This window comes from Rhodococcus sp. YH3-3, assembly GCF_001653035.1.
Classification (GTDB): domain Bacteria; phylum Actinomycetota; class Actinomycetes; order Mycobacteriales; family Mycobacteriaceae; genus Rhodococcus_F; species Rhodococcus_F qingshengii.
In genome coordinates this window covers 1,312,313-1,328,053 of sequence record NZ_BCWH01000003.1, presented here as the reverse complement: position 1 = coordinate 1,328,053, position 15,741 = coordinate 1,312,313, and the positions used below count along the sequence as shown (strand labels likewise).

Below are 15,741 nucleotides of genomic sequence, written 5' to 3'. Positions count from 1 at the left end.
TTCCGGTGACGGTGCATGGGAAGTTGGACCGTAAAGCCCTCCCGGACACCGATTTTGCGAGCGCTGCATACCGGATTCCTGCCACTCCTGCCGAAATCGGAATCGCCCGTGCTGTTGCCGACGTTCTCGGTCTCGACCAGGTGGGTGCCGACGACAGTTTCTTCGAACTCGGCGGGGATTCCCTCAGCGCCACTCGAGTCATCGCCCGCATCAACGCCGCATTGCACACCAATATGGGGGTCAATGCACTGTTCGACGCCCCCGTGGTCGCGGACCTGGCGGCCTCGATAGATCCAATCGACTCCGCGCCGGGCGAGCCTGGACCCGAGGAAGCTACTCGTGTGCCCCTCACGAGTAGGGCACGGCCAGAACGTATTCCGCTGTCGTTCGCGCAATCGCGGATGTGGTTCGTCAACCAGTTCGACACGTCGTCTCCGCTCTACAACATCCCCGTCGCACTACAACTGGACGGGTTCCTGGATTCGGGTGCGCTCCAAGCCGCGCTGGGTGATGTGGTGGAACGGCACGAATCTCTTCGAACGATCTTTCCTGCGTCCGCAGACGGGCCCTACCAGGTGATCGCCGAACCCGCGGTCGCTGCTCCTCGAATCCACCCCGTGCCGATTCCCGGCGAGTGGCTTTTCACGGACTTGCACGCGTTCTTCGACATCGGATTCGATGTGTCCGAAGGGTTCCCGCTGCACGTGAGGTTACTCCGAACCGGACCGGAGCAGCATGTACTCGCGATCGTTGTTCACCACATCGCCGCAGACGGCTTCTCGATGGCACCACTGGCACGCGACCTGATGAGTGCATATACCGCGCGCACGCAAGGTCGGAGCCCGGACTGGGCGCCGCTGCCGGTTCAGTACGCCGACTACACCCTCTGGCAGCGTGAGATCGTCGACGCAGACGTTGGTCCGGAAACTTCGCCCTCGGCCGAATTCGATTATTGGACAGCGAAGCTGTCGGGTATTCCGGACGTCTTGCCGCTCCCTCTCGATAGACCACGAACCTCGAAACGGTCTGCCGAGGGCGCGGTGGTTTCGATGGACTTCTCGCCCGAGATCCATCGAGCTTTGAACGAACTCGCACACCAGAACGGTTCGTCTCTGTTCATGGTGATGCATGCGGCTCTGGCGGTATTGCTGGCACGGCTCACTACAGCGGACGACGTAGTGATCGGGACTCCGGTCGCAGGTCGCGGTGCATCGGTGTTCGACGATGTGGTCGGGATGTTCGTCAACACGCTCGTCCTTCGCACACCTGTCTCATCCGGAGCAACCTTTGCCGAGGTGTTGGCCGCGGTGCGGTCAACGGATCTCGGTGCTCTGGACCATGCAGACATCCCCTTCGAGAGGTTGGTGGATTACCTCTCGCCCGACCGTTCCACCGAGCATTCACCTCTGTTTCAGGTACTCCTCGAATTCCAGACCGATACGGGACTGCGCTTCGACTTGCCGGAACTGACGGTTCGCTCGCTCGACGTCGATCTCGCGGTTGCGAAATTCGATCTGCAACTGAGTGTGATGGAGCACGTCGACGAGCACGGTGAGCCCGCTGGTATCAGCGCCGGTTTCCGTTATGCAACAGATATTTTCGATCGAATGTCGGTGGCGCGCATCGCGGCGCGCTTCGAAAGAGTGATCGGCGCCGTGACCGAGAACCAGTCGGTGGTCGTCGGTGATATCGACATGATTCTGGCCGGCGATTTCAGCGGGTTGCTGGTTGCGCCCACGCCCTCCGGCGCCGGAACAGACGAGGATTCGTTGTCGGATCTCTTCGATCGCACGGCGCTGACGTCCGGTGATGCCGTGGCGGTGCGCTGCGGCGGATTGTCGGTTACGTACCGCGAACTCGACGAGCGAGCAAACCGCCTTGCTCGACTGTTGGTGGCGCAGGGGGTGGGGCCGGAAACCTTGGTGGCAGTCGCGATGGCCCGCTCGATCGACCTGATGGTGGCATTGCTGGCGGTGGTGAAGGCGGGTGGCGGATACGTACCGGTGGACTCGACTTCTCCGGTAAACCGGGTGGACTTCGTGCTGCGTGACGCCCGGCCGAAGTGTGTGTTGACCACCCGGGCCGACGGCGACTACATACGAGACAGTGACGCAATCGCAGACAGCGAGATTCCAGTGATTGCGGTAGACGACCCGGTGATTCTCGATGCGCTGCAAAGGTTTTCTCCGCTTGCGGTGACCGACCGAGATCGGCTGCTACCGCTCCGACCCGAATCGGTGGCCTACGTGATCTACACCTCGGGGTCCACCGGGCGCCCGAAGGGGGTGCAGGTTTCTCACCGCAGCGTAGTGAGGTTGCTGGCAAACACCAGAGCGCTCTTCGGCTTCGGCAGCGGCGATGTGTGGACGATGTTCCATTCGGAGGCATTCGACTTCTCGGTCTGGGAAATGTGGGGCGCACTCGCACACGGTGGCCGACTGGTACTGGTCGACTACTTCACGGCCCGTTCACCAGAGGCATTCCTCGAATTGCTACGGCACGAACGTGTCACGGTGCTCAATCAAACTCCCACTGCCTTCTATCAATTGGCGGAAGCCGACCGGCTTGCCGGGGGTGTGGCCCTGTCATTGCGCTACGTGATCTTCGGCGGAGAAGCGCTCGACTTCGGACAGTTGACGCGCTGGTACGCCCGTCGCGGGACTTCGTCACCAGATCTGGTCAACATGTACGGCATCACGGAGACCACTGTGCACGTCAGCCATTTACCGCTCGATCGTGTGCTGGTGCGTCAACGATCGGCCTCGGTGATTGGTCGGGCGTTACCCGGATTGCGTGTGTATGTGTTGGATCAGCGGTTGCACCCGGTGCCGCCCGGTGTGGTGGGTGAACTGTATGTCTCCGGTGATCAGGTTTCACGCGGATACCTCGGCCGGTTCGGTCTGACGTCCGCGCGGTTCATTCCCGACCTCGCGGTCAGTGGTGCGCGTATGTATCGATCCGGTGACCTGGGGCGCTGGAACGACAGCGGGCAGCTGGAGTACCTCGGACGAAACGATCTGCAGGTGCAGGTGAAGGGGTACCGAATCGAACTCGGCGAGGTGGAGGCTGCACTGCTCTCCGGAGTGGGCGTGTCTCAGTCGGCGGTGGTAGCCCGCAGAGACCGGTTGGTGGGCTACGTGGTGCCGGAGTCCGGTGCCACTATCTCTCCGGCGGCGTTGCTCGAGTATGTCTCACAGAGGTTGGCGCCCCACATGGTCCCCGCTGTCGTGACGGTTCTCGAGGGTTTGCCGCTGACGGTGAACGGAAAGCTCGACCGGAATGCATTGCCTGAACCTGACTTCGGGCGACAGGCAACCGTAAGTCGTGGCCCCGCGTCCGCAACGGAAAACATCCTTGCGAGTCTGTTCGCCGAAGTTCTGGGACTCGAGGAGGTGGGGGTCGACGATTCGTTCTTCACTCTCGGCGGTGACTCGATCATGTCCATCCAGTTGGTGACGCGCGCCAGGTCTGCCGGAGTTCTGATCACACCGCGCGAGGTGTTCGAACGCAAAACTGTTGCGGCGCTGTCCGAGACGGCCGGAACGGCTGGCAACCGTGTCGTCGTCGACGAATTACCTGGCGGCGGCGTCGGTGAGATCGAATTGACGCCGATCGTCGAATGGATGCTTGACCGTGGTGGAGATTTTCGCCGGTACTCCCAATCTGTTCTGCTCTCGGTTCCTGCCACGCTCGACGAGGTCACGCTGACACTGGCCATGCAGGCTGTGCTGGACCACCACGACATCCTCCGCGCGGGCATCCGGGCGACGCATCATCCTGAATCCGCTCGGCGGATGGACGTTGCGCCTGTAGGTACGGTGCGAGCGGAGACCGTCGTACGCCACGTGAGCCTCGGGGGTTCTGCCGCGAGGACGTCCTCGACAGAACTCGACGCAGCTCTGGGGCGGCTCGACCCGGAGGCAGGTGTGATGGTGCAGGCAGTCCTGCTCGACACCGACGGGCAGATTCAAAAGGACCGGCAGAGCCGGAAACGGTTGCTACTGGTAGCGCACCATCTGGTGACGGACGGTGTTTCCTGGCGAATCCTGATCCCCGATCTTGCACTTGCCTGTGCGCAGGTGCAGTCAGGCGTCGACCCGTCACTTGCTCCGGTCGGAACCTCGATGCGTCGATGGGCACATGGCCTCGTCGACGCCGCGTGCGAGCCCGATCGGGTGGCTGAGATCGACTATTGGCGAGAGGTGCTCGAGGGTCCCGATCCGACTCTGGGTGTGCACGCCCTGACGAAGAGGGACACCGCCTCGGCCACCATTGACATCGAAGTACGAGTTCCCACGGGATTGACCGAGGCCGTGTCGACGACAGTTCCGCAGGCGATTCACGGGAGCGTCGAGGACGGATTGTTGACGGCTTTGGCACTTGCGATGGTCCGCTGGCGCATGGACCGCGGCATCGACAATCCGGAGACATTGATCAGTCTCGAGGGGCACGGACGCGAGGAACAGGTGGTTCCCGGGGCAGATCTTGCTCGCACGGTGGGATGGTTCACGACGATCTTCCCGGTGCGGATCGATCTGAGCGGAGTGGATCCGGGTGACGCCTTCGCCGGCGGCCCGGCTGCCGGCGTCGCTGCCAAGACTGTCAAGGAACAACTCCGGGCGGTGCCGGACCGCGGCATCGGCTTCGGGTTGCTGCTCTATCTGAACCGCGAAACGGCACACACTCTTTCGCAACTTCCGGTGCCTCAGATCAGCTTCAACTACCTCGGACGCGTCGGTGGATCCGATGCCGACGCTTCAGCGGGATGGGTACCGATCCGTGACGAGGACCTGCGGACGGTTGCGGCCGTCGATCTCCCACTCGCCAGCGTCCTCGAGGTCAACGTGATGACGGTCGACAGCGATACCGAGGACGGTCCGCAGCTCGTTGCCGGGTGGACGTTCCCACCGGACATTCTGGGTGCGGACGACGTTCGGCAACTGGGGCAGTGGTGGCTCGACGCACTGGCCGGGCTCGCAGAGTTCGCGGCGGGCGGCGGCGGATTCACACCCTCGGACTTCGATCTGGTCGATCTTCGACAGGAGGCGATCGACGACCTCGAAAGTCGGTGTCCCGACCTGAGCGATGTCTGGCCTCTCTCTCCACTGCAAGCGGGGTTGTTGTTCCACGCCGAATTGGCCGAACGATCGGTCGACGCATACCTCGTACAAGTGGCTCTCGATCTTGCCGGCGCAGTCGATTCGGAGCGCCTGCGCCGCGCCGCCGACGCGCTGCTCGGCCGGCATGAGAACCTGCGTACCGCCTTCCTTCACAGCGCCGACGGCCGTGCCGTCCAGGTGGTCCGAAGCAACGTGGCAGCGCCGTGGCAGGAAATCGACCTCACTGGTGCACCAGATCAGGAAATTGATCGAGCGCTGGCCGAGGACCGAGCGCGCCCGTTCGACATGGCACGGGCGCCGTTGATCCGATTCACCCTGATCGCTCTCGCCCCCGAGAAGTTCACGCTCGTGCTCACCAATCATCACATCCTTCTGGACGGCTGGTCCATGCCCCTGCTGATCCGGGAATTGGCGACGCTCTATGCCGCCGACGGTCAAGTGGCGGCCTTGCCTCACGCGCGCGCGTATCGCGACTATCTGACCTGGATGAGCCGCCGCGATCAGCAAGCTTCCCGAGCTGTGTGGGCGAGGACGCTGAGCGGAGTCGAAGGACCGACGCTGTTGGCTCCAGCGGTTCGATCGCGTCGACTCTCCACCATGGCGGCCGAGTGGGTGTTCGATCTGGACGAGGAATTCACAACCTCACTTCGCGGAATGGCGCGTGAACTCGGGCTGACGATCAACACGATTGTTCAGGCATCGTGGGGGATCGTCCTTGCTGCACTGACCGGGAGAGACGATGTGGTGTTCGGAGCGACGGTGTCGGGTCGACCTCCCGAGCTGACCGGGATCGAAACCATGGTCGGGCTGTTCATCAACACAATTCCGGTCCGAATCACGCTGCGCCCGAGTGAAAGTATCGGCACACTCCTCGCGCGGATCCAGGCCGAGCAAGCAGAGCTGTCGGATCACCACTGTCTCGGGCTTTCCGAGATCCACGTAGGCGCGGGGCCGGAGATCGGATTCGACACGTTGACTGTCTTCGAATCGTATCCCGTTGACCGTCAGGGGCTTTCGTCCGATACCGATATTGCGGGGGTCCGGATCACCGATGTCGAAGCCAAGGACGCTGCCCACTACCCGCTCAGCCTCGTAGCATCGGTCGACACCAGGCTCCGCCTGAAATTCGAGTACATACCCGAGGTTTTCGGTGCCGCCGACATCGAAGAGATCGCCGGACGACTGCGGCGCGTACTCGAAGCGTGTACCCAGCCGGATCGTCCCTTGGCTGTGGTGTCGGTGCTCGCAGCCTCCGAACATACTGAATTGGTGCCAGTCCGTGGCACGGCCGGCGGGTCGTCGCGCGTCTTCCCGGAGATCTTCGACGAGGCAGCCCAGCGTGATCCGAACGCACCGGCCGTGGAATCGGCGGACGGCAGCATGACCTACGGCGAGCTGGACATCCTTTCCAATCGCATTGCTCGCATGCTCGTCTCGCACGGCCTGGGAACCGAGGACTATGTAGCGGTCGGTGTCCCACGTTCTCTCGCGTCCGTGGTGTCGATACTTGCCGTCGCCAAGACAGGCGCTGCGTTCGTGCCGATCGATCCCGACTATCCGGACGAGCGGATCAATCACATGCTGATCGATTCGAAGGTCAGCTTCGGATTGACCACCACCGCGGGCCGAGATCGATTGCCCGATATCGCGGAGTGGCTGATTATCGACGATCCGCATTTCACGAAGAAGTGCGAGGGATTCTCGGGGAGCCCGTTGACCGACAACGACCGACTCCGTCCGATCGGGTTGGATTCAGCTGCCTACGTGGTCTACACCTCGGGGTCGACCGGCGTGCCCAAGGGCGTCGTGGTCACGCAGCGAGGGCTCGACAACTTCGCCCGAGACCAGCTCGAACGCTACGGCGCAACTCCACAATCACGCACGCTGCACTTCTCCACTCCGAGTTTCGACGGGTCGCTCTTCGAATATCTGCAGGCTTTCGGAGCCGGGGCGACGATGGTTATCGCTCCACCCGGGATCTACGGGGGCGAGGACCTGGCGCAACTTCTGGCAGAGCACGCCGTCACGCACGCGTTCGTCACCACAGCGGCATTGGCATCGGTGGACCCGGCTGGGCTGGAACAACTTTCGGAAGTCGTATTCGGGGGCGAGGCGTGCCCGCCCGACCTCGTCGCTCGCTGGGCACCTGGCCGCCGCTTGTACAACGCGTACGGACCGACCGAAGCAACGATCATGTCCAACGTCAGCCCGCCGATGACCGCCGGAGAACCAATCACCATCGGTGGACCCGTCAGGGGCGTCAGCGAACTGGTGCTCGACACTCGACTTCAAGCGGTTCCCGTCGGGGTCCCCGGCGAGCTGTACCTGGCCGGACCAGGCGTGGCACGGGGATATCACCGAAGGGCGGGGTTGACGGCAGAACGCTTTGTTGCCAACCCGGCTGACCCAGGAACGCGGATGTACCGCACCGGCGACATCGTGCGATGGACGGCGGACATGTGTGTCGAGTACGTCGGGCGAAGCGACTTCCAGGTCAAGGTTCGAGGCTTCCGTGTCGAACTCGGTGAGATCGACTGTGTGCTCATGTCGGAGCCCAACGTCGGTTTTGCCGTTACGGTTGCCGATTCCGGCCCCACCGGAGACACCCGACTCGTGTCGTACGTCGTGCCCACGGCGGGTCGACTGGACACCAGGATTCTGATTCGCGCCGTGGCCCGGCGCTTGCCTTCGCACATGGTGCCTGCCGTTCTCACGGTGCTGGAGAACATTCCGTTGACCGCTGTCGGAAAAGTCGACCGTTCGGCGTTGCCAAGACCCGAAATCGAGGCGACCACAGGGGATTTCCGTCCCCCGGTCGGCCCGGTCGAACAGGCAGTGTCGGACGTGTTCGGCGAGGTGCTCGGCCTCGAACGAGTCGGTACCGACATCAGTTTCTTCGAGCTCGGTGGAAATTCTCTGAGCGCCACTTCGGTCGCGGCGAGGCTACGGGCGGTGCTCGGAGCTACCGTAGGCGTGCGGGATCTGTTCGAGACGCCGACGGTCGCCGAGTTGGCTACGGTGATCGGCCAGTCGGTTGCCGAAGGGTCGGAGCGACTGGGACCGCGCCCCCGACCCGACAGCATCCCCTTGTCGTTTGCTCAGCAGCGGATGTGGTTCGTCAATCAACTCGACACCAGTTCTCCTGCATACAACATTCCGCTCGTGGTGCGGTTGAGCGGTGAACTCGACAAACCGGCCTTGAGATCAGCGATGTCCGATGTCATCGCCCGCCACGAATCGCTGCGAACGATGTTCCCGGTCCACGGTGACGGACCGGTCCAGCACATCCTGCCCACCGAGAGCGCCGAGCTGCCGCAACTGACCGAGACATCGGTGACCGACGAACATCATCTCCGTGACGAGCTTGCCCGGATGGTCTCGGCCGGTTTCGACGTCGCCGCACGAATTCCCCTGCGGGCAGCGTTGTTCACCATCGATGAGCGCGAACACGTGCTTGCCGTAGTGGTGCACCACATCTCGGCTGACGGCTTCTCGATGTCTCCGTTGACCCGAGACGTGATGATTGCATACGAGGCCCACGCGTACGGCGGGGATCCCCAGTGGACGCCGCTTCCAGTCCAGTACGCCGACTTTGCGCTCTGGCAACGGGAGATTCTGGGCTCAGTCGACGACCCCGGGTCGGTGATCAGTGAGCAGTTGGCTTACTGGCGACGTGCATTGTCAGGTGCTCCCGACCTCTTGGAACTTCCGCTCGATCGAGACCGGCCGACGCAACAGAGTTTTCACGGCTCGCGGATTCACTTCTCGATCAGCAGTGATCTTCACCGCCGTATTCTGAACGTGTCGCGGCAGCACGAGTCCACTGCATTCATGACTGTGCATGCAGCGCTCGCGCTCTTGCTGGCACGTTTGGGCAGCACCGACGACATCGTGATCGGCACGCCGATCGCCGGCCGGGGAGATCGTGCCCTCGATGATCTGGTCGGCATGTTCGTCGGCACGCTCGCACTGCGCACACAGGTGGATCCGGCTCGATCGTTCCGCGAGTTGGTTGAGCATTGCCGCGAAGTCGACCTCGCCGCGTTCGCTTATTCCGACGTGCCCTTCGAGCGGGTAGTGGACGCGGTCGGGCCGAAACGGTCGAGCGCCTATGCACCGATTTTCTCGGTGTCGCTGGAATTCCAGAACAACAAACGACCGATTCTGAAGCTACCGGGACTGGATGTCCGCGGGATCGACCCTGAACTCGAGGTAGTGAAGGTAGACCTGGAATTCCTTCTGGCCGAGGAGTACGACGATCGCGGTGAACCGGGAGGGATGAGCGGAGCCGTCGACTTTGCCACTGATCTCTTCGACCCCGGTACGGTCGGCGGTTTTGCCGACATGTTCGTTCGTGTGCTCGAGGCCGTGACCCGGAATCCGCAGGTACCGATCGGTGACATCGACCTACTCGGCGATCTCGAACGTCGCGAGTTGACGCCGGCGCATGGGCTCCCCGAAGTACCTCCGAAATTGTGGCCTGAGTTGTTGGCGGACGCCGTGGCGATCGATCCTGACTCGGTGGCCCTGTCGCTCGAGAACCGGCAGCTCAGTTATCGCGACCTGGACGAGTGGTCGAATCGTGTTGCCCGGGAGTTGTGCGGTCGCGGTGTGGGCCCGGAGACCTTCGTGGCACTGGGAATGCCTCGCTCGATCGAATCGGTGGTCGCGATCTGGTCGGTGACCAAAGCCGGAGCGGCTTTTGTGCCTGTCGATCCGGCCTATCCGCGCGAGCGCGTCGAATACATGCTCGCCGATTGCCGAGCCTCGCTCGGTTTGACTGTTCAGACCAGCCGAACTCACCTACCCGACGTTGTTCCCTGGCTGGAACTCGACGACCCACACTTCGCCCGGCGGGTAGCCGCGCTGTCGCCGGAACCGATCACCGATGACGATCGAACCGGTGAACTGAACCTCGATCATCCGGCCTACCTGATCTACACCTCGGGATCTACCGGGAAACCCAAGGGAGTGAACATTACTCATCGAGGTTTGGCGAGCTTCACGGCCGAAACTCGTGAGAGGTTCGAGGTCACTCACGACTGTCATGTCTCTCAGTTGGCATCGCCGAGTTTCGACGCTTCCATCTTCGAGTTGACGATGGCATTCAGCGCCTCGGCGCAAGTCGTGATCGTTCCGCCTGCTGTGTACGGTGGCGCCGAATTGGCCGATGTTTTCCGGCGCGAGCAGGTCACTCATGCCACCATTACACCGACCGCGCTGGCGGCGTTGGGTGACAACGGTTTCGAGGCGCTCCGTGTTCTCGATCTGGTGGGCGAGGCCTGCCCGCCGGAGGTCGTCGCGCAATGGGCGCCGGGTCGGAGGCTGCACAACGGCTACGGCCCGACTGAAACCACCGTGCAGGCGAGCGTCAGCGATTCGATGAAACCCGGTGCGGGAGTGAACATCGGCTCGCCGGCAGTGGGCTTCGGCTTCCTGGTGCTGGACGAGCGTTTGCAGCCCGTCCCGGTGGGCGTGCCGGGGGAGTTGTACATCATCGGTCCAGGTATGGCACGTGGGTACCATAATCGGGCGTCGCTCACGTCGGAACGATTTGTCGCGTGCTCGTACGGGTCGCCGGGGCGCCGGATGTACCGCACCGGAGATGTCGTGCGTTGGCGTGAATCCGGCGGTGACAGTGCCAAAATCGTTGGCTCCGGCGATGGAGTGCATCACACGCTCGAATACATCGGGCGCAGCGACTTCCAGGTCAAGGTCCGTGGTTTTCGGATTGAACTCGGGGAAATCGATGCAGTTCTCTCACGCCATCCGTCGGTGGACTTCGCCGCGACTGTCGGCCACACGGGACCGTCGGGTGAAACGGTCCTGGTGTCGTACGTGCGTGCGTCAGCTGCTGACGCCACCGGCACTGACGAGATACGGGCGTACGCAGCCGACCGACTACCCTCGCACATGGTTCCGTCGGCAGTGGTGCTTCTCGCGCGGATTCCGATGACACCGGTGGGCAAGCTCGACCGAAAGGCCTTACCGGAACCCGAATTCGGTTCGGCTGCAGCCGAGTTCCGCGAGCCGGTCACCGACACCGAGCGTGCCGTGGTCGACTCGTTCGTCGAGGTTCTGGGTGTCAGCCGGGTGAGCACTACCGACAGCTTCTTCGACCTGGGCGGGTCCTCCCTGGTGGCCACCCGAATCGTCAGCGCACTGCACTCTCGTTTCCGACGGAGAATCCCGCTTCAGTGGATGTTCCTCGACCCGACACCCGCTGGAATCGCTCGACGCCTCGACATGCCGACAGCCGACGCCGGTATGGAAGAGCTTCTCGCCGTGGTTGTTCCACTGCGGACGAAAGGGACTGGGCGACCGCTGTTCTGTGTGCACCCCGGTATCGGCCTGTCCTGGGGGTATGCCGGCTTGGTGCGGTATCTGCCCGAGGACAGACCCGTGTACGGACTTCAGCTCCCCGCTCTCAGCGACGACGGTGACTATCAGTCGATCGAACAGTTAGCCCATCGCTACGTCGAAGAGGTGGAGGCCGTTTCGCCGGACGGGCCGTACGACTTACTCGGGTGGTCCCTCGGCGGAGTCATCGCGCACGCCATGGCCGTCGAACTGCAATCGTCCGGCCGCGACGTCGCCACACTGGCGATGATGGACAGCTACCCCGACAACGGCGATGCCCCTGCGTCAGCCGAACTCGACGTCCGAGACCTACTGCGAGGACTCGGCCTCGAGATCGAGACCGACCGAGATCTGACCTTCGACGAGGCGGCGGCCGTGTTGGCCCGGAGGCTCGGGCCCGAGACGGGAGTCGACGGTCGGGACCTCGAACGGATTGCCCGAGGGTACGAGACTTCACAGAGAATCACGCACCAGTTCGTTCCCCAGGTCTACGAAGGAGATCTGCTGATCTTCCTGGCATCGGGAGAAGACGACACGATTCCGCGCGACAGGTCGCCGCAGGAATGGAGCCCACTCGTTACGGGCCGGATCGTGGAGGTGCCCGTGCGCTGCGAACACAACGAGATGATCGAACCTCCGGCCATGGCGGTCATCGGACCGGAGCTCGCCCGGGTGCTCTCGATGTTTTCCGGATACCCCGAACGGGCATGACAACTTCAAGCCACCAAGCCGCACGCCCGCGAAGCGAGCGCCACCGAGCTGTTGCCGGGCACCGCAATCGAGCACGAGGAGCGGCAATGAGAAGAATCGGACGTACTCGGGCAATGCTTGTCGTCGCCCTCGTCGCGTGGACGGGACTGTTCGGCGAAGCAGCGTTGGCCTCGGCTGACCCGGCCCCGACATCCCCTTCAGGCGGTTCAGCTCTCGATCACGTCGAGGAGATCAACGCCCGTCAGCTGACTATGTACGTCTACTCGGCTGCGATGGACAAGGTGATTCCGCTCGAGGTGATTCGGCCGGCAGACACAAGTGCGCCCCGGCCGACCCTCTATCTACTCAATGGCGCCGGCGGAGGCGAGGACACGGCGACGTGGCAGACACGGACAGACGTCGTCGACTTCTTCGGCGACAAGAACGTCAACGTCGTCAACCCGATCGGCGGTGCCTACAGCTACTACACCGACTGGGAGAAGCCCGATCCTGTTCTCGGACTGAACAAGTGGACCACATTTCTCACCCAGGAGTTGCCACCGATCGTCGATGCCACGCTCGGGACTACGGGTACGAATGCCGTTGCCGGATTGTCGATGGCAGGTACCTCGGTTCTGAGCCTGGCCGAGGCGGCGCCATCCGTTTACCGTGCCGTCGGTGCTTTCAGCGGGTGTGCCGAGACGAGTACTCAACCCGGTCAGGACTACGTGAGATTCGTGGTCGGATTCCGCGGCGGCAACGTGGACAACATGTGGGGTCCTCCCGGCGGTCCGGGCTGGGTAGCCAACGATCCTGTGGTCAACGCCGAGAGATTGCGGGGGGTCGACCTCTACATCAGCAATGGATCGGGCCTGCCCGGCCCACACGAGAATCTGGGCGGACCGATGGTCAACGGCGACCTCGGCGTTCTGGCGAACCAGGTGATCGTGGGTGGAGTCATCGAGGCTGGGACGAACCAGTGCACCCAGCGTTTGGCCGAGCGGCTCGACTCCTTGGGCATCCCGGCCACCTATGATTTCCGGGCAACTGGCACTCACTCTTGGGGTTACTGGCAGGACGATCTTCACAACTCGTGGTCGATGATTGCCGCGTCGATCGGTGCGCGTTAGCCGGCGAACCCTGGGGTCGGTGGCTGAGTTGTTTCTCACTCCGGGACACTCTTGCCGAACCTAGCCGACCGAACTGCAGGTCAGCGGCGTTATAGTCGCCTCATGAGTTCAGAAACACTCGCTCCCCTCGACACCGACGTACTTGCGCGCAGGTTTGCGTGCCTGGGTGATCCGACGCGGCTGCGAGTGCTCCGACTTGCTGCCGGCGGTCCGATCGACATCGACACGATTGCACACGCCGCATCACTCGAGCCGTCGGCGTTGAGTGCCCACCTCGAGGCCTTGATCGAGGTCGGTTTTGTCGAGGCTTCGGTGCGTGAAGGCACTTCGGTTGTCAGTGTTGCCGGAACGGCATACTCCGATCTGATGGCAGCGGCCGCCGTCGTGGCTGCTCGCGGTCCGGTCGAAGACACACTGGGAGTTCTTCCCGATGACGTGGTGGTGCGCCGCATGGAATCCGGCGACTGGGATGCCGTCCGCTCGATCTACCGCGAAGGAATCGACACCGGAACCGCGACGTTCACCACCTCGGTGCCATCCGCCGAGAAGCTCGACGCGCAATGGTTACCCGATCATCGATGGGTGGCCGAGATCGACGGTCGCGTCGAAGGCTGGGCGAGCCTCAGCCCGGTGTCCTCGCGAGACTGCTACCGCGGGGTCGCCGAGAACTCCATCTACATCGGTAGCGGCGCTCGCGGGCGCGGCGTGGGCAAGCTGCTGCTTCGCCGACAGGTGCAAGCCGCCGACGCCAGTGAGATCTGGACAGTGCAGTCGTCGATTTTCCCGGAGAACCGGGCAAGCGTCGCCTTGCACCAGGCCGTCGGATTCCGAGTCGTCGGCACTCGCTCGCGTATCGCTCAACTGGGTGGGCGGTGGCGTGACACGTTGTTCCTCGAACGTCGCAGCGAGGACGCTGACATCTGAGAAGAGACGCTCAGCCCTTGGCAGCGCTGATTCCGGCGCGTCGCCCGTAGAAGCTGCCGTCTCCGAGGGACGTTCCGGAGGCATACCCTCCAGCGCAGACACCGGCGGTGCATCGTCCAGCGGCAAACAGACCCGGGATCGGTTCGCCGGAGACGTGCATGACCTCCGAGTTGATCGACGTGCGCAGACCGCCGAGCGTGAATCCGGCGGTGAAATTGCGAAGATCGAGCGCAGCGACGGGTGAGCCGATCGGCTTGACCCACTCCTTCTTCTTTCCCAGTACGGGGTCCTCACCACGGGCGGCGTGGCGGTTGTAGACCTCGACGGTCGACTGGAGGGTGCCTTCCGGCAGACCCATGTCGGATTCGAGTTCCTCGACGGTCTCGGCCACCCACTTGGGCTGGAATCTGAAGAACGGTGTGGAACTGTCGGCGGCGCAGCCCTCTTCGTAGGAAGCTTCGTCGATGATCAGGTAGGCCTGATTCTCGTTGCGCAGCAGCGTCTCCTGGCCGATTCTTCCCGGGTACGTGTCCTCGTTGACGTAGCGCTGGCCGCGTCCGTTGACGAGAATGCCGCGGATCATCAACTGGGGGTCGCCGAAGAATGCGACCTCGGTGGCGTCCATGTGCGCGAGGTCGGCCCCGAGAGCCTGCGCCATCTGGATGGACTTTCCGTCGTGCTCTTCGATAGCCGCACCGGGGCGCCCGATCAGCCGTGGGGCGTACGACTGGATCATCGCTTCGTTGTAGGCGAAGCTTCCCGTCGCCAGAACGACACCCGTGCGTGCTCGAACTGCCACTTCCTTGCCGTACTGCTTGGCGATGATGCCGACCACTCGATCTCCGTCGACGACCAGGCGCTGGACTCGCATGTCGTATTCTGCTCGTACGCCGAGGCTTTCGGCCGTCTCGATCAGTGGCTTCATCAACATGAAACCACCGCCCTTCTCCCCGGTGCGCTTGCCGCTCATCTGTGGAACGTGCCCGCGAGGGGCCGGTGTCGCGATCGTGTTGAACGGTGCCGAGTTCTCGCCGCCGGAATACATGAGTCCGTCGTCGAAGGGTGTTTCCCAGCCGGGTTGGCCGTAGAAACTCTTCTTGAACGGCACACCGTTGTCGACGAGCCAGTTGTAGTGCTCGACGCTGCCTTCGCAGTAGTCGGTGATCTTCTCCTCGTCGGCGCCGGGACCGAGTGCGGCCATCATGAACGATTTCATGTTGGCGGGGGAGTCCTCGAACCCGAGTGCCTGCTGCAACGGGGTCCCGCCGCCCAGATAGATGAATCCGCCTGCCAGCGCCGCAGCGCCGCCCCAGCCGCTCGTGCGCTCGAGCACCAACACGTCGGCGCCCGCTCGCGCGGCCTCGATCGAAGCACTCACTCCGGCAATGCCGTAGCCGGCGACGACGACGTCAGCCTCGAAGTGCCACTGCTCGATGTTTGCGGAGGACTGCGGACGGATTGAGCTGGCCTCGGCCATGGATTCGGATCCTTCGTTCTTCTGGTTGGTTGGTGGGGGA

4 protein-coding genes are annotated in these 15,741 nt (G+C 63.1%); 3 read left to right on the top strand and 1 reads right to left on the bottom strand.

Going from position 1 to position 15,741, the window contains the following annotated elements; all coding sequences use genetic code 11:
- From YH3_RS31275 to YH3_RS31265, 3 genes are all read left to right on the top strand, one after another.
- Positions 1 to 12,191: amino acid adenylation domain-containing protein (locus tag YH3_RS31275; RefSeq protein WP_154100375.1), on the top strand; the 12,191-nt coding region annotated here is incomplete at its 5' end.
- Positions 12,192 to 12,277: 86 nt separating this feature from the next.
- Complete coding sequence (locus YH3_RS31270; RefSeq protein ID WP_003944025.1) at positions 12,278 to 13,300, top strand: alpha/beta hydrolase family protein; 1,023 nt, start codon at positions 12,278 to 12,280, stop codon at positions 13,298 to 13,300.
- A 102-nt stretch (positions 13,301 to 13,402) separates the two neighbouring features.
- Positions 13,403 to 14,224: a GNAT family N-acetyltransferase gene (locus YH3_RS31265; protein WP_007728630.1), complete on the top strand. Its 822-nt coding sequence runs from the start codon at positions 13,403 to 13,405 to the stop codon at positions 14,222 to 14,224.
- A 10-nt stretch (positions 14,225 to 14,234) separates the two neighbouring features.
- Here YH3_RS31265 and YH3_RS31260 read toward each other — a convergent pair whose 3' ends face one another.
- Positions 14,235 to 15,701: an FAD-dependent oxidoreductase gene (locus YH3_RS31260; protein ID WP_007728632.1), complete on the bottom strand. Its 1,467-nt coding sequence runs from the start codon at positions 15,699 to 15,701 to the stop codon at positions 14,235 to 14,237.
- Between the last annotated feature and the right edge of the window lie 40 nt (positions 15,702 to 15,741).